Origin of the sequence: Halomonas sp. H33-56 (assembly GCF_040147035.1) — a bacterium.
GTDB lineage: Bacteria > Pseudomonadota > Gammaproteobacteria > Pseudomonadales > Halomonadaceae > Halomonas > Halomonas litopenaei.
Window position 1 is genome coordinate 2,809,215 of record NZ_JAMSHP010000001.1, and the last position, 18,358, is coordinate 2,827,572.

The 18,358-nt window shown below is 63.6% G+C and carries 17 protein-coding genes; 7 read left to right on the forward strand and 10 right to left on the reverse strand.

Translation table 11 applies throughout. From position 1 onward, the window contains the following. Positions 1-33: 33 nt before the first annotated feature. A complete protein-coding gene (locus tag NFH98_RS11990) occupies positions 34-546 on the reverse strand; it encodes a zinc ribbon-containing protein (protein WP_045992653.1) in 513 nt (170 codons plus the stop codon). A 231-nt stretch (positions 547-777) separates the two neighbouring features. Between NFH98_RS11990 and leuS the strand changes: the two genes are divergently transcribed. The 7 genes from leuS (at position 778) to NFH98_RS12025 (ending at position 8,222) form a co-directional block, all read left to right on the forward strand. Further along, a complete protein-coding gene (gene leuS, locus NFH98_RS11995) occupies positions 778-3,354 on the forward strand; it encodes a leucine--tRNA ligase (protein WP_124803680.1) in 2,577 nt (858 codons plus the stop codon). Between the two features lie 111 nt (positions 3,355-3,465). Next, complete coding sequence (locus tag NFH98_RS12000) at positions 3,466-3,957, forward strand: LPS-assembly lipoprotein LptE (RefSeq protein ID WP_253551926.1); 492 nt, start codon at positions 3,466-3,468, stop codon at positions 3,955-3,957. Positions 3,958-3,964: 7 nt separating this feature from the next. After that, the gene (gene holA / locus NFH98_RS12005; RefSeq protein WP_349622763.1) at positions 3,965-5,026 is read left to right on the forward strand and encodes a DNA polymerase III subunit delta; all 1,062 of its coding nucleotides are present in this window, start codon (positions 3,965-3,967) and stop codon (positions 5,024-5,026) included. 201 nt (positions 5,027-5,227) lie between these two features. After that, on the forward strand, positions 5,228-6,304 hold the full coding sequence (locus tag NFH98_RS12010) for a GGDEF domain-containing protein (RefSeq protein ID WP_349622764.1): 1,077 nt from the start codon (positions 5,228-5,230) through the stop codon (positions 6,302-6,304). A gap of 148 nt (positions 6,305-6,452) precedes the next feature. Continuing rightward, the gene (locus NFH98_RS12015) at positions 6,453-6,842 is read left to right on the forward strand and encodes a PA2779 family protein (protein WP_045992681.1); all 390 of its coding nucleotides are present in this window, start codon (positions 6,453-6,455) and stop codon (positions 6,840-6,842) included. A 13-nt stretch (positions 6,843-6,855) separates the two neighbouring features. Next, positions 6,856-7,800 carry a PA2778 family cysteine peptidase gene (locus NFH98_RS12020; protein ID WP_240184229.1) on the forward strand — a complete coding sequence of 315 codons (945 nt, stop codon included), beginning with the start codon at positions 6,856-6,858 and terminating at the stop codon, positions 7,798-7,800. Next, entirely contained in the window at positions 7,797-8,222 is a 426-nt protein-coding gene (locus NFH98_RS12025) for a DUF488 domain-containing protein (protein ID WP_124803686.1), read from the forward strand. Before NFH98_RS12020 ends, NFH98_RS12025 begins: the two co-directional genes overlap by 4 nt. A gap of 279 nt (positions 8,223-8,501) precedes the next feature. On the opposite strand, the gene sthA is transcribed toward NFH98_RS12025, so the two are convergent. The 9 genes from sthA to NFH98_RS12070 all read right to left on the reverse strand — a co-directional run bounded on the left by sthA (position 8,502) and on the right by NFH98_RS12070 (position 18,337). After that, entirely contained in the window at positions 8,502-9,893 is a 1,392-nt protein-coding gene (gene sthA, locus NFH98_RS12030) for a Si-specific NAD(P)(+) transhydrogenase (RefSeq protein ID WP_045992659.1), read from the reverse strand. 113 nt (positions 9,894-10,006) lie between these two features. Next, positions 10,007-10,264 carry a (Na+)-NQR maturation NqrM gene (gene nqrM / locus NFH98_RS12035; protein ID WP_045992660.1) on the reverse strand — a complete coding sequence of 86 codons (258 nt, stop codon included), beginning with the start codon at positions 10,262-10,264 and terminating at the stop codon, positions 10,007-10,009. 341 nt (positions 10,265-10,605) lie between these two features. Then, the gene (gene nqrF, locus NFH98_RS12040; protein WP_045992661.1) at positions 10,606-11,838 is read right to left on the reverse strand and encodes an NADH:ubiquinone reductase (Na(+)-transporting) subunit F; all 1,233 of its coding nucleotides are present in this window, start codon (positions 11,836-11,838) and stop codon (positions 10,606-10,608) included. 63 nt (positions 11,839-11,901) lie between these two features. Next, on the reverse strand, positions 11,902-12,519 hold the full coding sequence (nqrE, locus tag NFH98_RS12045; RefSeq protein ID WP_045992662.1) for an NADH:ubiquinone reductase (Na(+)-transporting) subunit E: 618 nt from the start codon (positions 12,517-12,519) through the stop codon (positions 11,902-11,904). A 1-nt stretch (position 12,520) separates the two neighbouring features. Next, positions 12,521-13,189 (reverse strand): NADH:ubiquinone reductase (Na(+)-transporting) subunit D, encoded by a 669-nt coding sequence (locus NFH98_RS12050; RefSeq protein ID WP_045992663.1) that lies wholly within the window; start codon positions 13,187-13,189, stop codon positions 12,521-12,523. 2 nt (positions 13,190-13,191) lie between these two features. Next, positions 13,192-14,010 (reverse strand): Na(+)-translocating NADH-quinone reductase subunit C, encoded by an 819-nt coding sequence (locus tag NFH98_RS12055; RefSeq protein ID WP_108132830.1) that lies wholly within the window; start codon positions 14,008-14,010, stop codon positions 13,192-13,194. Then, complete coding sequence (locus tag NFH98_RS12060; protein WP_045992665.1) at positions 14,010-15,236, reverse strand: NADH:ubiquinone reductase (Na(+)-transporting) subunit B; 1,227 nt, start codon at positions 15,234-15,236, stop codon at positions 14,010-14,012. Before NFH98_RS12060 ends, NFH98_RS12055 begins: the two co-directional genes overlap by 1 nt. Beyond that, on the reverse strand, positions 15,236-16,585 hold the full coding sequence (locus NFH98_RS12065; RefSeq protein ID WP_108132831.1) for a Na(+)-translocating NADH-quinone reductase subunit A: 1,350 nt from the start codon (positions 16,583-16,585) through the stop codon (positions 15,236-15,238). Before NFH98_RS12065 ends, NFH98_RS12060 begins: the two co-directional genes overlap by 1 nt. 294 nt (positions 16,586-16,879) lie before the next feature. Beyond that, the gene (locus tag NFH98_RS12070) at positions 16,880-18,337 is read right to left on the reverse strand and encodes a glyceraldehyde-3-phosphate dehydrogenase (protein WP_045992667.1); all 1,458 of its coding nucleotides are present in this window, start codon (positions 18,335-18,337) and stop codon (positions 16,880-16,882) included. Positions 18,338-18,358: the final 21 nt, after the last annotated feature.

Here is an 18,358-nt window from a genome sequence, read left to right on the forward strand (position 1 = left end):
CTGATATTGCGCGGACGGCGCGTTTGGCGGACGTCAGCCGACGCGCCCAAAGTAGCGATGGCCGCACTGATGGCAGGGCTCGATGCGCTTGACCCCGTGCAGTTCGACCACGGCGTCGCAGTGCACGCAGGACATGCGTCCCGGCGCCGCCAGTTCGCCGGCGGTGTAGTCGGCACGGGAGGCCTCAAGGTCGTCCTCGAGCTGCTCGCGCTCGATCACGCTGCGATCGGCGATCGACAAAAGCGAGTCGACCACCTTGCGCGACAGGATGGTCAGGTCGATGCCGAGCCAGCTGGCCACGCCCTCGCCGCCGGCAGCCAGGTAGCGGCGCATGTCCTTGAGATCACGTTCGACCCAGGCCCTGAGCAGCGCCAGTTCGTCCTTGGTGTACTCCTCGAGCTCCGCCTCGAACTCCACGGCGTCATCGAGATCCTTCTGCAGGTTGTCCCAGGTGAGGTCCTCGGCCCCTTCCTTGAGCCGGGCCAGTACCCGCTCATAGCCGTCGCGCAGACGATGTTCGCCGGACGAAGAATGTTGATCACTCATGACGGTGTCCTCCTTGATGCAGACAAGGACCGCTCGGGGTAACCCGAACGGAACACTGGCGGCCCACCATAGCCGGACCCCGGGCTGCTGGGGTATCCTTGCGGGCATCATTGCCGCGCCGGTGACAGGGCCGCATCAACCTTGATTCTGCACAACCCTGCCGCCGGACGATACCCATACCCTGCGCGCCGCCTTGGGCGCGCCTTGATTGCAAGGTACTCGAAGACCGCGATGGACGCCCAGTACAAGCCCCACGAAATCGAACACGACGCCCAGCAGTTCTGGAATGAAAACCAGTGTTTCAAGGCGATCGAGGATCAGGATCGCGAGAAATTCTACTGCCTGTCGATGTTCCCCTACCCCAGCGGCAAGCTGCACATGGGGCATGTACGCAACTACACCATCGGCGACGTGGTCAGCCGCTTCCAGCGCATGCAGGGCAAGAACGTGATGCAGCCGATGGGCTGGGACGCTTTCGGCATGCCGGCGGAAAACGCCGCGATCAAGAACCAGGTACCGCCGGCCAAGTGGACCTACGAGAACATCGACTACATGCGTGCCCAGCTCAAGGCGCTGGGCTTTGCCTATGACTGGGATCGTGAGTTCGCCACCTGCGACAGCGACTATTACCGCTGGGAGCAGTGGTTCTTCACCAAGCTGGTGGAAAAAGGCCTGGTCTACAAGAAGATGTCCACCGTCAACTGGGACCCGGTGGATCAGACCGTACTGGCCAACGAGCAGGTCATCGACGGCTGTGGCTGGCGCTCCGGTGCGCCGGTGGAGCGCAAGGAAATCCCGCTGTGGTTCTTGAAGATCACCGACTACGCCGATGAGCTGCTGGCGGATCTGGACAAGGTCGAGTGGCCCGAGCAGGTCAAGACCATGCAGCGCAACTGGATCGGCAAGTCCAAGGGGGTCGAGCTGGCCTTCGACGTCGATGGCGACGAGCCGCTCAGAGTCTACACCACCCGCCCCGACACCCTGATGGGGGTGACCTACGTGGCGGTGGCCGCCGGCCACCCGCTGGCGATCAAGGCCGCCGAGGGCAAGCCCGAACTCGCCGCCTTCCTCGAGGAGTGCTCCCACGGCGGCACCTCGGAAGCCGAGCTTGCGACCATGGAAAAACGCGGCATGGCCACCGGCTTCGAGGCCATCCACCCGCTGACCGGCGACCGTGTGCCGGTGTATGTCGCCAACTTCGTGTTGATGGAATACGGCACCGGTGCGGTGATGGCGGTGCCCGGCCACGACCAGCGTGACTGGGAGTTCGCCACCAAGTATGAACTCCCGATCCGCGCGGTGATCGCCGACGCCGATGGCCAGGCCCCGGACCTGTCCCAGGGCGCCTGGGTCGAGCACGGCAGCCTGATCAACTCCGGCGAGTTTGACGGCCTCGACTTCCAGGCGGCCTTCGACGCCATCGCCAGCCGCCTCGAGCGCGACGGCCACGGCGAGGTCAAGACCAACTACCGCCTGCGCGACTGGGGCGTGGCCCGCCAGCGCTACTGGGGCGCGCCGATTCCGGTCAAGTACGGCCCCGAGGGCCAGACCGTGCCGCTCACCGACGACGAGCTGCCGGTGGCGCTGCCGCTGGAGGTCACCGTGGACGCTTCCGGCTCGCCGCTCAAGAAGATGCCGGCGTTCAGCGATCTGGGCGATGGCTGGACCCGCGAGACCGACACCTTCGATACCTTCATGGAGTCCTCCTGGTACTACGCGCGCTTCTGCTGCGCCGACAACCCGGAGGCCATGCTGGATGAGCGTGCCAACTACTGGCTGCCGGTGGATCTGTACATCGGTGGCATCGAGCACGCCATCCTCCACCTGCTCTACGCCCGCTTCTTCCACAAGCTGATGCGCGACTTCGGCCTGGTCGACTCCGACGAGCCGTTCCAGCGCCTGCTGACCCAGGGCATGGTGATCGCCGAGACCTTCTACCGCCCCGAGGCCAACGGCGGCAAGGAGTGGTTCAACCCCGCCGACGTCGAGGTCAAGCGTGACGACAAGGGACGCCCGCTCAGCGCCACCCTGATCAGCGATGGCCAGCCGGTGGAGATGGGCGGCATCGAGAAGATGTCGAAGTCCAAGAACAACGGCGTCGACCCCCAGGCCATGATCGATCGCTTCGGTGCCGACACCGTGCGCCTGTTCATGATGTTCGCCGCGCCCCCGGAGCAGTCACTGGAGTGGTCCGACTCCGGCGTCGAGGGCGCCCACCGCTTCCTCAAGCGGCTGTGGCGTCTGGTCGCCGAGCATCTGGAGGCCGGTACGCCGGCAGCGCTGGATGCCGCCGCCATCGCCTCGCTCGACGACGCCCAGCGCGAACTGCGCCGCAAGACCCACGAGACGATCAAGAAGGCCGGCGACGACATCGGCCGCCGCACCACCTTCAATACCGCCATCGCCGCGGTGATGGAGCTGACCAACGCCATCGCCAAGTTCGGCGATACCAGCCCTCAGGGCCTGGCGGTCAGCCGCGAGGCGATCGAGGCCTGCGTGCTGCTGCTGGCACCGATCACGCCTCACGCCTGCCACGCACTGTGGCGCTCACTGGGCCATGACGGCGCGGTCATCGATGCCACCTGGCCGGCGTTCGACGAAAGCGCCCTGGCGCGCGACAGCATCGAGCTGGTGGTGCAGGTCAACGGCAAGCTGCGCGCGCGCCTCGAGGTGCCCGCCGACGCCGACAAGGCCGCCGTCGAAGCGCTGGCACTGGCCAACGACAACGTCCAGCGCCATACCGACGGCAAGACCCTGCGCAAGGTGATCGTGGTGCCGGGCAAGCTGGTCAACATCGTAGCCAACTGACAGCTCGCGGCGGGCGTCTCACGCCCGCCGCTTCAGTCTGTCGGTAATACCAGGACATGATGCCGAGGGCTGTGCCTTCGGTTTTTCCCTCACGCTGGACAAGGAGTTCCCATGCAGCGTCGTCACTTCCTTGGTCTGACCCTGGCCTCCGGCGCCGCCCTGCTGCTCGCGGGCTGCGGCTTCCACCTGCGCGGCGTCGGCGGCGAGGTGCTGTCCCTGGACAGCCTGGCGCTCGACGGTGCCGACACCCCCTTCGCCGAGCAGTTGACCAAGCGTCTGGAAAGCCTTGGCACCCGCGTCGACGAGACCGCGTCGCTGCGTCTCAACCTGGGTGGCGAAGACGTCAGCATCCGTCAGGTCGGCGTGCTCGATACCGGCTCTCAGGACCAGCAACTGGTGCTGCGGATTCCCTACTCGATCCAGCGTGCAAGCGATGGCGCCTACCTGGCCGATCGCCAGGCGGTGGAGGTGCTCGAGGAGTTCTCGATCACCGACGACAACCTGCTGTCCCAGGATGAGCTGCGCACGGATGCCCTGGAAAATGCCCGCCGCGAGGCCGTACGCCAGATGATCGACCGACTGCGCGCCATCGAGGAAGCCTGATTCACCCATGAAGGTCTTTGCCGACAAGCTGCCGGACGCTCTTTCCAAGTCCGTACCCCCTGTCATCATCGTCGCCGGTGATGAGCCTCTGCAGCACATGGAGGCCTGCGATCAGGTCCGGGCACGTGCGCGCGAGTCGGGCGTCGAGGAACGTGAGGTGCTCCACGTCGAGGCCAACTTCGCCTGGGGCCGCCTCACCGAGTCGGCGGCGAGCCTGTCGCTGTTCGCCTCGCGCAAGTTGATCGAGCTGCGTCTGGGCAGCGCCAAGCCGGGCCAGGAAGGCGGCAAGGCGCTCAAGGAATACGCCGAACAGGCACAGGGCAGCGACAACATCCTGCTGGTCAGCTGCGCCAAGCTCGACGCCCGCGAGCAGAAGAGCGCCTGGTTCAAGGCGCTCGACAAGCTGGGGCTGTTCGTTCCGGTGTGGCCGGTCGACCCTTCCCGCCTGGGTTTCTGGCTGAGGGACCGCGCCCAGCGCCACGGTCTGTCGATGTCGCTGGACGCCGCCCGGCTGCTGGGTGAGCGCACCGAGGGCAACCTTCTGGCCGCCGACCAGGAACTGCAGAAGCTGGCCTTGATGCTCCCTCCCGGCGCCCAGGTATCCCCCCGTGACGTCTCCGGCGGGGTCGAGAACAGCGCCCGCTACGACGTCTTCACTCTGGTCGATGCCTGCCTGAAAGCCGAGCGCGAGCGCGTCCTGCGTATCCTCGCGGGACTGGCCGCCGAGGGTACCGAGCCACCGATCATCCTGTGGGCCCTGACCCGCGAGATTCGCACCCTGCTGTCGCTGCATCAGCACCTGGACCAGGGCCAGAGCTTCGAGCACGCCTGCAAGGCCCAGAAGCCTCCGATCTTCGACCGTCGGCGCCCCGCCTACCAGGAAGCCATCCGTCGCCTGCCACTCAAGCGTCTGCACAAGCTTCTGATGTTCGCCCAACGCCTGGACCTGTCGATCAAGGGCGCAGCGGACCTGCCGCTGGAACAAGGCATTCAGGACCTGGCGCTGACCCTCGCTGGCGGTCGTGGACTGCTGGCAGAAATGGCCTGGTCCTATCGCGTGGCGCCGTAGCCGACGATTCGTCTTCCTTGCTCTCGCATGATGTGGCCTGGCGTCCCCCCTGTGACGCCAGGATGGGATAGGTCAGCCCGGCCAATGGGGGTATGACCCCGCACTGCGGGTACTCTGCGCATAGAATAGGGCAAGCACCTGCATCATTACCCCTCGGGCGCCCAGCGCGTCTGGTCGCCAGCGACCGCGAGTGCCCCCATCATGACCCGTGTCTTCCCGCTGGTTCTGGCCGCCGGCGTCACCTTGCTTTCGACCGCCAGCGCCCTGCTGTTGCTCGGCTACCTGAGCCAGGTGCGCCAGCCCATGGGCGTTATCCGCGATGCCCTCATCATCGAAACGGCACGGTCTCAGGAAAATGTGGCGAGCATCGCTTCACTCAAGCAGTTTGCCGGCATCGACAACTCGCCCCGGGCTCACGAGCTCACGCAAGTGGCCGATACCCTCCAACACCGTCTACGGACGCTGGCGGGCACCGCCACGCGACTGCCCACCTCCCAGCGGGACAGCGTGGTCGGCTACCTGCAACGTGCCGAGCACTCGATCAACCTGATCGCTCCTTCGCCTCTCTCTGACACCACCGCAGACATCACCGACACCTTGCCGGGGCTCGCTTCGACCATCGATGAGCTGGCCATCTATCTGATGGAGACCGAGTCGCACCAGCGCAAGCTCGATCGACGCCTGGCATTGGTGGCCACCATCCTGACGGCACTGGTACTGATGGTCGGCACGGTGCTGTTTGTCGCCCTGCTGCGCCTGGAACGCCACAGCAACGCCCTACACTATCTGGCGATGACCGACGACCTCACCCAGCTCTACAATCGTCGCCAGTGGCTCGACCAGGCCCCCCACCTGCTGGCCCTTCGGCGCCCAGCGGATAGCCCAGTGGCGCTGATGCTGCTGGATCTGGACAACTTCAAACGCATCAATGATGGCTACGGCCACCCCACCGGTGACAAGGTATTGAAGTCCTTCGGCGAGATGCTCAAGCGCGTGGCCAGGCGCAGCGATCTGGCGGCGCGTCTGGGGGGCGACGAGTTCGCCCTGCTGATGCCCCAGGCGGACGCCCGCAACGCCGAAACCGTCGGCGAACGAATTCGCCACGAAACCGAGCACTTCGACCTGACCCAGCCGGCGGCCGGCGCCAACCTTACGGTCAGTATCGGCATCGCCGTCTCAAGCCATGCCGATGACGACTTCTCCACCCTGTACCGGCGGGCCGACCAGGCGCTCTACCAGGCCAAGCATCAAGGACGCAATTGCATCCGCCTGGGCTAGAGAAACCAACAACCTGCATGAAATTCCTGTACCACCTTCGTTATACTCCTGTTGTCGCCAACGCATCCGGCCGGCAGGATGCCACTGGATGCATGTCGCCATCACCAAGGATCGAACAATTCCCGACACCATCAACAAGGAAGCCCCCATGACTTCACGACTGCGCCGCTTGCTGTGTACCGTTCTGATGCTGTGCCTGACCCTGGGCGCCGCCAGCGCCGGGGCCGCCACCTCGGTCCCGCTGGCCTCGACCAACGACGTGCTGGCCTCCCAGCAGAGCCAGGACGCCCGAGAACGCATCCATCAGGTACTGGCCCGCGATGACGTACGCCAGCAACTCGAACTCCAGGGCGTCGATCCCGGTGAGGTCGAGGACCGCGTAGCCGCCCTGTCCGACGCCGAAGCTCAGCAGATGGCCGACCAGCTCGACCAGATGCCCGCCGGCGCCAGCGTCATTGGCGTGCTGTTCGCGGTCTTCGTCATCCTGCTGGTCACCGACATCCTGGGTCTGACCGACGTCTACCCGTTCACCCGCTAAGGACATGCGCGTGATGCGCTCATTCGTCTCGAGCGCCCGCCTGGCGGGCGCTCTTTCGTTGGTGATGTGGCTCACGGCCTGTGCCAGCGCCCCCGAACTGGACCACAGCGTCACCGCTACGCTGCCCCAACGCCAGCTCCTCGAAGACGTCCCCTTTCACCCCCAGCGTGACTACCAGTGCGGCCCGGCCACACTGGCCATGGTGCTCAACCATGCAGGGGTCGACGTCGGCGTCGATCAACTGATCCCCGAAATCTACGTGCCCAGTCGCAAGGGCAGCTTCCAGCCCGAGATGCTGGCCGCCAGTCGCCGGCACGGGCGAATCCCGTTCACTCTGGCGCCACGCTTCGCCTCGCTGCTCGAAGAGGTCGATGCCGGCCGCGCGGTGGTGGTACTGCAGAACCTGTCGCTGCCGGCCTTCCCGCTGTGGCACTTCGCGGTGGTCAACGGCTACGATCTCGAGAGCGAAGAGGTATTGCTACGCACCGGCGTCACCCGTCAGGATGCCACCGATTTCGGGCGTTTCGACGCCACCTGGCAACGTTCCGAGCGCTGGGCCTTCGTGGCACTGACGCCAGGAGAGCTGCCGGTGACGATTGCACCGGAGGCGGCCATCCAGGCCACCTCGGACTTCGAACGGGTCCAGGGGCCAGAGCAAAGCCTGCCGGCCTGGCAAGCCCTGGTCGATCGCTTTCCCGAGGAGGCCATGGGGCACTTCGCGCTGGCCAACGCCTACCATGCGGCGGGCCAGCCTGACGCGGCCATCGACGCCTGGCGCAGCGCTGTCGCCAAGGATCCGTCGCTGGCGCCGGCCTGGTTGAACCTGGGTCTCACCCTGGCGTCCCAAGGAGATGACGAAGGGGCTCGAGAAGCGCTCAGGCGTGCGGCTTCGCTTGACGGGCCCTGGCAGCAAAGTGCCAGGGAGGCGCTGAACGAACAGCAAGGAGGAGCTCGATGAGCTACGACATCGTGTTCAAGGGCGTCTACCAGGCGCCCGAGCCCGACGACGGCGCCCGAGTACTGGTCGACCGCCTGTGGCCCAGAGGACGCAGCCGCGAGTCCCTGGCGCTTACCGAGTGGTACCGGGAGGCCTCACCCAGCAATGCCCTGCGACGCCAGTATCAGCTCGAGGAGATCAGTTCCAGGGTCTTCGAGATTCGCTATCGCGGCGAGCTACGCGACCACCCCGACCGGCTGTATCCGCTGATGCGCCTGGCCCGGCGTGGCCGCTTGACGCTGGTGACCGCGGCACGCGATGTCGACAGCACCCATCTGCCCGAGCTGCGCCAGCGCCTGCTCGAGGCACTGCACCAGGAAGATCAGGAAGACGCCCTGCCCTCCTCGCCGCCTTGCTTTGCCCACGAGAGCGGCCAGCACTAGGGCTTGTCTAAAAGTGCCTGCGCTCGGTAATACGGCGTTAAAAATCGGATCAAAATGCTCATTTACACCCCGTAAACTGCGCTTTCTCACCGATTTTTGCCTTGTCTAACCTTCGCTCGTCGACTTTTCGGACAGCGCCTAAGCTTGTCTAAAAGTGCCTGCGCTCGTCGACTTTTCGGATATAGCCTAGCGCTCAGGTACCGGATCCAGCCGGAGCCATCCGACCCCAGACAAGAAAGGTGCCCAAGGGCACCTTTCTTGTCGGTCGTGCTGGCCGGCTCAGAACACCCGGTTGAGGCCATTCTGGGCGGCCACCCGGTAGGCCTCGGCCATGGTCGGATAGTTGAAGGTGGTGTTGACGAAGTACTTCAGCGTATTCGCCTCCCCTTCCTGCTGCATGATCGCCTGGCCGATATGGACGATCTCCGAGGCCTGGTCGCCGAAGCAGTGGATGCCGTAGATCTCCAGGGTATCCTGATCGAACAGGATCTTGAGCATGCCGACGGTATCGCCGGTGATCTGGGCGCGGGCGGTGTCCTTGAAGAAGGCATGGCCGACCTCGTAGGGCACCTTGGCCTCGGTCAACTCGCGCTCGGTGCGACCAAAGGAGCTGATCTCGGGGATGGTGTAGATCCCGGTGGGCACCTCGGTGACGTAGCGGAATTCCCGGTCCAGCAGCTCGTCGCAGGCGTTCAGTCCCTGATCGTAGGCAGCGCTGGCGAGACTCGGCCAGCCGACCACGTCTCCGGCTGCGTAAATGTGGGGCAGCGCCGTACGATAGTGCTCGTCGACCTGCAGCTGACCGCGGCCGTTGGCGGTGAGACCGATGTTCTCGAGGCCCAGCTGGTCGGTATTGCCGGTGCGGCCGTTGGCCCACAGGAAGGCGTCGGCGCGCAGCCGCTTGCCCGACTTCAGATGCACCGTGACGCCGTGTTCGTCACCCTCGACGCGCTCGTACTCCTCGTTGTGGCGGATCAACACACCATGCTTGCGCAGATGATAGGACAGCGCATCGCTGATCTCGTCATCGAGGAAGGACAAGAGGCTGCCGCGGTTGTTGATCAGATCCACCTTGAGTCCGAGCCCGGAGAAGATCGAGGCGTACTCACAGCCGATGACGCCGGCGCCGAAGATGATCAGGGTACGCGGGGTGTGCTGCAGACCAAGAATGGTATCGGAGCAGTAGATACGAGGGTGGCGAAAATCGATGTCCGCAGGACGGTAGGGCCGTGACCCGGTGGCGATGATCACCTTGTCCGCTACCAGCTCTTCCTGGTTTTCACCACTGCCCCTTACCATCAGGGTGTGTTCGTCCTTGAAGCGCGCGATCCCGTGATACAGGTCGATGCGATTGCGCGCGTAGAAGTTGGTGCGCATGGACACCTGCTGATCGATGGTCACCCGGGAGCGTTCACGCACCTTGGGGAACGAGAACCAGCGCGGCTCGCCGATATCCCGGAACATGCTGTTGGTGTTGAACGACATGATCTGGCGGACCTGATGACGCAGCGCCTTGGAAGGGATGGTGCCCCAGTGGGTGCAATTGCCGCCGACCCGCGCCTGCTTTTCGACCACCGCGACCCGCTTGCCATGCTTGGCCGCATTGATCGCTGCGCTCTCGCCGGCGGGCCCGGTGCCGATCACCACCACGTCATAGTTGTGGACTGCCATCGTGTCTTCCTTCTCCTGGAAACCGACCCGGATGTGAGATGCCGGGCACTGCTTATCATGAGGACGGCGCCTCGAGAGGCGCCGTCATGGTCAGGGGGCGTCGATGCTGCCGCTCAGCGACGAGTCGCGTCGTAGCCCAGGTCCAGTCCGCGATTCTCGTCGGATTGGCGGCGCTGACTGGTGGCGCGCTTCTTTGATTCTTCCTCGCACACTTCATCCTTGCCGCCGCAGATCTCGCAGCCGTCCTTCAGGCCAAGCTGGTTGAGCCCGCCGCAGGAGCCGGCGATGGGCTTGCGGCCAAGAATGACACCGATCGCCATGGCGCCGATGATCAGCAGCATGGCACCGAAAACGATAAGGTAGATGGTCATGATGGACTCCTCGCTGGATGGGGCAGGATGGCTCTGGTCACTTTCTCGCGAACACTTTGTCGCCAACACCATCGCCTGCCTTTCTCCCATTGGACAGCGGTTGGACAAGAGATATCCCTGGGCGGAACAACGAATGGCCGTCGCCATACGCCCGAGGCGTTGAAGGTACCGACTCGACAAGGTCCCGTGTCCTCGCAGGACAGTCAGCGGGGCATTCTCGAGTCGGCGCGACAATTATGCCAGAACTCCTCTCGCGGCAAAATCACAAGGCGCACAAACCAACGAGCCCCGCACGGGGCGGGGCTCGCAAGGTGCCCTTGGGCACACGGACAGGCGCGTGATCAGCCGCCGAAGTCATCCAGCATGATGTTCTCGGGCTCGACGCCGAGATCCAGCAGCATCTTGATGACGGAGGCGTTCATCATGGGCGGCCCGCACATGTAGTACTCGCAGTCCTCGGGAGCCGGATGGTCCTTGAGGTACATGTCGTAGAGCACGTTGTGGATGAACCCGGTCGGCCCTTCCCAGTTGTCTTCCGGCTGGGGGTCGGACAGCGCCAGGTGCCAGTCGAAGTTCTCATGCTCCTCGGCCAGCTTGTCGTACTCTTCGTTGTAGAAGGTCTCGCGCCAGGAGCGTGCGCCGTACCAGAAGGTCATCTTGCGCTCGCTGTTCAGACGCTTCAGCTGGTCGAAGATGTGGCTGCGCATCGGCGCCATGCCGGCACCACCGCCGATGAAGACCATCTCGGCGTCGGTATCCTTGGCGAAGAACTCGCCAAACGGCCCCATCACCGTGACCTTGTCACCCGGCTTCAGGCTGAAGACGTAGGTGGACATCAGGCCAGGCGGGTGGCTGGAGTTGGGCGGAGGTGTCGCGATCCGGATGTTGAACTTGAGAATACCCTTCTCTTCCGGATAGTTGGCCATGGAGTAGGCACGAATGACCTCTTCGGTGTTCTTGTGCGAGACGTCGAACAGACCGAATTTTTCCCAGTCGCCGCGGTACTCTTCCTCGATATCGAAGTCGGAGAACTTGATGTCGTAGGCAGGTGCCACCAGCTGCACGTAGCCGCCGGCACGGAAGGCCACTTCCTCGCCTTCCGGCAGCTTCAGGTTCAGCTCCTTGATGAAGGTGGCGACGTTGGGGTTCTCGATGACCTCGCATTCCCACTTCTTGACGCCGAACACTTCCTCGGGGACCTGGATCTTCATGTCCTGCTTGACCGGTACCTGACAGGACAGACGCCAACCGACCTTCTTCTCGCGCAGGGTAAAGTGGCTTTCCTCGGTGGGCAGGATCGAGCCGCCGCCCTCCTCGACCCGGCATTTGCACTGGGCGCAGGAGCCGCCGCCGCCACAGGCGGAGGACAGGAAGATGCCGTTGGCCGCCAGGGTGTTGAGCAGCTTGCCGCCGGCCTGGGTGGTCAGGGTGTTCTCGGGATCGTCATTGATCTCGATGGTCACATCGCCCGAGCTCACGAGCTTGGAGCGGGCCGCCAGGATCACCGCCGTCAGACTGATGACGATGATGGTGAACATGACGACGCCGAGCACGATGACTGTTGTATCAACCATGTCGGTTTCCTATTGCTAGGGTTAGGGCCTGCACCGAGGGCTAGAGCCCCCGGTGCAGGGCACTCAGAGCTGGATGCCGGAGAAGGACATGAAGCCCAGGGACATCAGACCCACGGTGATGAAGGTGATGCCCAGTCCCTGCAGGGAAGCGGGCACATCGCTGTACTTCAGTTTTTCGCGGATACCGGCCAGGGCGGTGATCGCCAGCGCCCAGCCGACACCGGCGCCCAGGCCATAGACCACGGACTCACCGAAGTTGTAGCTGCGCTCGACCATGAACAGGGTGCCACCGAGGATGGCGCAGTTCACGGTGATCAGCGGCAGGAACACGCCGAGGGCGTTGTAGAGCGCCGGCACGAACTTGTCGAGGAACATCTCGAGGATCTGCACCAGTGCGGCGATGACGCCGATGTAGGACAGCAGACCCAGGAACGACAGGTCGATGTTCTCGGCGCCGGCGATGCCGGTCCAGGACAGCGCGCCTTCCGCCAGCAGATACTCGAGGATCAGGTTGTTCACCGGCACGGTGATGGTCAGTACCGCTACCACCGCGATGCCCAGACCGATGGCCGAGGATACCTTCTTGGACACGGCCATGAAGGTACACATGCCCAGGAAGAACGCCAGTGCCATGTTCTCCACGAACACCGAGGCAACGAAAAGGCTCAGATAGTGTTCCATGTTACACGGCCTCCTTCGGCTGGGTGTTTTCCTTCATCACGAACTCGTTGTCCTCGACCTGCTCCGGGTTGAGGCTGCGCAGCACCCAGATGATCAGACCGATGATGAAGAAGGCGGACGGCGGCAGCAGCAGCAGGCCGTTGGGCACGTACCAGCCACCGTTCTGCACGGTTTCCAGGATGGTCACGCCGAACAGGCTGCCGGAGCCGAACAGCTCGCGGAAGAAGCCGACGGTCATCAGGATGAAGCCGTAGCCCAGACCGTTGCCGACACCGTCGAGGAACGACAGCGTCGGGGTGTTGGTCATGGCAAAGCCTTCGGCGCGGCCCATCACGATGCAGTTGGTGATGATCAGACCGACGAATACCGACAGCTGCTTGGACATCTCATAGGCAAAGGCCTTGAGGATCTGGTCCACCACGATCACCAACGAGGCGATGATGGTCATCTGCACGATGATACGGATGGAGGACGGAATGTGATTGCGGATCAGCGAGACGAACATGCTCGAGAACGCCGTCACGAAGATCACGGCCAGACTCATGACCAGCGAGACGCTGAGGCTCGAGGTCACCGCCAGCGCCGAACAGATACCGAGGATCTGCAGGGCGATGGGGTTGTTCTTGAAGATCGGCGTCAGGATGACGCCCTTGGGAGTCGGTGCAGACATCGTCAGGCTCCTTCGCTGTCGTCAGAGGGGCTGGCGTCGGCGCTGGCCTGGCTGTCCACGCCATCGCGGAAGCGCGCCAGGTAGTGACCGAAGCCTTCCTCGCTCAGCCAGAATTGCACCAGCTTGGTCACGCCGCGGCTGGTCAGAGACGCGCCGGACAGGGCGTCGACCTCGGTGGACTCGCTGGCACCACCCTTCACCAGCTGGATGGCCGGCTCCATGGTGTCGCTCGAGGCGTAGATTTCCTTGCCTTCCCACTGCGCCTTCCAGCGCGGGTTGTCGACCTCGCCACCCAGGCCAGGTGTCTCGGCGTGGGAATAGAAGGTGATCCCGCCGATGGTGTTGCCGTCACCCTGCACAGACAGGTAGCCGCGCATCAGGCCCCACAGGCCCTGGCCACGAATCGGCAGCACGATCTGCTCGGGGTTGTTCTCGTCACCGACCAGATAGATGGTGGAGAACTGCTCCTGACGGCCGAGACCGGCGATATCCTTCTCCCCGGACAGGGTGCGCGACTGGGCCGGATCCTTGGCGGCCTGGAAGCCGTCATAGGTCTCGGGATCGACCTCATCTGTGTACTCCCCGGTGTCGAGATCGACGACCTTGGCGGTCACCGCCTGGGAGAACTCCTTGCCGACGTCCATGCCCGGCTCGTACAGGTCGGCCACGGCCAGGATGTTGGACTTGCGGTCCAGCTCCTGGTTGCGCTCCTGGCGCGCCTTGAGTCCCACCGCCGCCGTCGACACGATGATCGAGCAGACGATACACAGGGAGAAGGCGACCGTCAGGATCTTCTTGATGGAGTTGTTACCTTGTGCCATCAGGCGGTCTCCTCGGCCACGACAGCGGTGCGCTTGGCGCGACGCTTGATGTTGGCCTGAACAAAGAAGTGATCGATGAGCGGCGCGAACAGGTTGGCGAACAGGATCGCCAGCATGATGCCCTCGGGGAAGGCCGGGTTGACCACACGGATCAGAACCGTCATCACACCGATCAGGGCGCCGAAGATGAAGCGACCCGGGTTGGTCATGGACGCCGATACGGGATCGGTGGCCATGAACACCATGCCGAAGGCGAAGCCACCCACCACCAGGTGCCAGTACCAGGGCATGGCGAACATGGCGTTGGTGTCGGAGCCGATCAGGTTGAGAATGGAGCTCATCGCTACCATGCCGAGGAACACGCCGGCAACGATCCGCCACGAGGCGATCTTCATGCCGATCAGCACCACCGCCCCGATCAGGATGGCAAGCGTCGAGGTCTCACCCACGGAGCCGGGAATGAAGCCAAGGAAGGCGTCCCACCAGCTGTACTGGTCCTGCAGTGCGGCCATGCCGCTCTGGTAGGCGGTAGACAGCGGCGTCGCGCCGGTGAAGCCGTCGGCGGCGACCCATACGGCATCACCGGAGATCTGCGCCGGATAGGCGAAGTACAGGAAGGCACGACCGGTCAGCGCCGGGTTGAGGAAGTTCTTGCCGGTACCACCGAAGATTTCCTTGCCGATCACCACACCGAAGGTGATGCCGAGCGCCACCTGCCACAGCGGGATGGTAGCCGGCAGGATCAGGGCGTAGAGCACGGAGGTGACGAAGAAGCCTTCGTTGACCTCGTGGCCGCGCTTGATCGCGAACAGCACTTCCCAGAAGCCACCAATGACGAAGGTCACCAGGTAGATCGGGAGGAAGTAGGTAGCGCCCAGCACGAAGTTGGACCACAGGCTGCCGGCATCGTGGCCACCGGCGAAGGTCAGCAGGATCATCTCGCGCCAGCCGCCCATGGAGTCGTAACCCGCGGCGATGGCCTCGTTGGCCTGCCAGCCAGCGTTCCACATGCCGAAGAACATGGCCGGGAAGGTGCAGAACCACACCGTGATCATCATGCGCTTGAGGTCGATGCCGTCACGCACGTGAGCCGTGGTCTTGGTCACGCTGGGAGGCGCATAGAAGATAGTGTCCACCGCCTCGTACAGCGGATAGAACTTCTCGTACTTGCCACCCTTGTGAAAGTGCGGCTCGAGATTGTCGAGTGTCTGTCGAATACCCATCATCAGGCCTCTTTCTCGATCATGGTGAGGTTGTCACGCAGGATGGGACCGTACTCATACTTGCCCGGGCACACATAGGTGCACAGCGCCAGGTCTTCTTCATCCAGCTCGAGGCAGCCGAGCTCCATCGCCGACTCGATGTCGCCGACGATCAGCGAACGCAAGAGCTGCGTGGGCATGATGTCCAGCGGCATCACCTTTTCATACGCACCCACCGGCACCATGGCGCGCTCGGAGCCATTGGTCGAGGTGGTCGGCGCATAGTTGCGCAGGCCCTTCAGGCTCGACAGGTAGATACCCAGTACCGAGTGACGATTGGCACCCGGCGACAACCAGCCCATGAAGGCACGCTTGTTGCCCTCTTCCAGCAGGGTGATCTGGTTGTGGAAGCGGCCCAGGTAGCGCAGGCTGCCTTCGGCGGTGAAGCCGGAGAACACGCCTCCGCTGATGACGCGGGTGTCATCGGCAGACTTGATCTCGTGATCCAGCAGCTCGTCAGTGCTGGCACCCACACGGGTACGCACCAGACGCGGACGCTCGGCACGCGGGCCGCCAACGGCGACCACCCGGCTCAGGTCCAGCTTGCCTTCACTGAACAGCTTGCCGAAGGCGATCACGTCCTGATAGCCGATGTGCCAGACGCGACGCTGCAGCGACACCGGGGACAGGAAGTGAATGTGGGTACCGACCAGGCCCGCAGGATGGGGACCGGCGAAGCTCTCGTGGTGGACGCCCTTGACCTTGGTGCCCGGAATCTGGGCATCGGTGGCGGTGCACAGGAACACCTTGCCCTCGGTCAGTCGACCCAGCACCTTGAGGCCGTCCTCGAACGCCTCGGCCTGCTCGTTGATGACCAGCGACGGATCGGCGGCCAGCGGCTGGGTGTCGATGGCGGTGACGAAGATGTCGGTGGGTACGGCGTCGGGCGCCGGGGTACGCGAGAACGGGCGAGTGCGCAGCGCGGTCCACAGACCGGACTCCACCAGTTGGTCGACCACGGTCTGACGTTCGAGGGACTCGAGCGCATCGCGGCCATGAGCCGTGAAGGACTCGGCCTCGGCGCTGTCGTCGACCTCGATCACCACCGACAGGAGCCTGCGCTTTTCCCCGCGATTGATCGCCACTACTTCACCCGAGGCCGGCGAGGTAAAGCGCACGCCCTCGATCTTCTTGTCGGTGAACAGTAATTGGCCCAGCTTGACCTTGTCCCCCTCCTTGACCTCCATGGTCGGCTTCATGCCGATATAGTCGGTCCCCAGGAGCGCCACGTGGCGCACCGGTCGCGCATCCTCGATACGCTGCTCCGGCGCTCCCGTGATGGGGAGATCCAGGCCTTTCTTGACTTCGATCATAGACTCGCCCAGTTGATGGATCGTAGATAATGGACGGAGGTTCGGTGGAAATGAGAGGAATTCTTGTTATAAGCCACGCATCACCAGTCACGCCGAGGCGACATCGAACCACCCCGAAAAATCCCCAGCATTATAAAGACAAGCCAGTGGATTGACCACATGATCGAACGTCGCAGAACTGCGTGATTCTGCAAAACCGCTTCCATCCCAAACAGAAAAACCCCTTGCCAAACAAGGTTGGCAAGGGGTATTCGAGCTACCTCAACGCGAGACTCTCGCCCCGCTCGGCACGGACTAGGCGTGACGCGGCAGCTTACAGAAGGCCACGTTGGAGATCTGCTGCAGGATACGAATCACCTGGCAGCTGTAGCCGAACTCGTTGTCGTACCACACATAGACCACCGCGTGGCGGCCCTGGGCGATGGTCGCCTTGGCGTCGACGATGCCGGCGTGACGGTTGCCGACGAAGTCGGTGGAGACCACCTCCGGCGAGTCGACGAAGTCGATCTGCTTCTGGAAGGCCGAGTCGATGGACATGCGGCGCAGGTAGTCGTTGAGCGACTCGGCGTCGGTCTCGCGCTCGAGCGACAGGTTGAGGATCGCCATCGACACATTGGGCGTGGGCACGCGGATGGCGTTGCCGGTCAGCTTGCCACCCAGCTCCGGCAGTGCCTTGGAAACCGCCTTGGCAGCACCGGTCTCGGTCAGCACCATGTTCAGCGGTGCGCTGCGTCCGCGACGGTCACCCTTGTGGTAGTTGTCGATCAGGTTCTGATCGTTGGTGTAGGAGTGAACGGTCTCGACGTGGCCATGCTCGATGCCGTATTCGTCGTTCATCACCTTCAATACCGGCACGATGGCGTTGGTGGTGCAGGACGCCGCAGAGATGATGCGATCATCCTGGGTGATGTCGCCATGATTGATGCCATAGACGATGTTTTTCAGGTCGCCCTTACCCGGAGCGGTCAGCAGCGCCTTGGACACGCCCTTGCACTCCAGGTGCTGACCGAGGCCAGCCTCGTCGCGCCAGATACCGGTGTTGTCGACCACCACGGCGTTGTTGATGCCGTAGGCGGTGTAGTCCACATCGCTCGGCGAATCGGCGTAGATCACCTGGATCACGTTGCCGTTGGCGGTCAGGGTGCGGGTCTCCGGGCACACGCTGATGGTGCCGTCGAAGGGACCGTGAACGCTGTCACGACGCAGCAGGCTGGCGCGCTTTTCCAGATCCTTGGCGATATCGCCACGACCGCGCACCACGATGGCCTTGAGGCGCAGCAGGTTGCCGCCACCGGCCTTCTCGATCAGCACGCGGGCCAGGATCCGGCCGATCCGGCCGAAGCCGTAGAGCACCACGTCCTTGGGCTCGCCATTGCCGGCGTCAGGATCGTGACAGTCGACGATCTCGGCCAGCTGCTCGCGCATGAACGCCAGCGCATCGCCACCGCCCTGCTTCTTGAATGCCACACCCAGCTTGCCCACATCGACGTGAGCCGGCCCCAGATTCAGCTGGGTCATCGCCTGTACCAGCGGGAAGGTATCCTGCACCGACAACTCGGTACCTTCGATCTTCCTGACGAAACGATGGTCCTTGAGGATGCGGATGACGCTGCGGTTGAACAGCGAACGTCCGAACATGGTGGTGACCACGTTATTGCGACGATACAGGCTGCCGATCAGCGGGATCATCTGCTCGGCCACGGCCTGGTTGTCGTGCCATTGCTGGAAGACGATATCGGGTTGCTGGCTCACGAGAGACCTCTAAGTCTGATG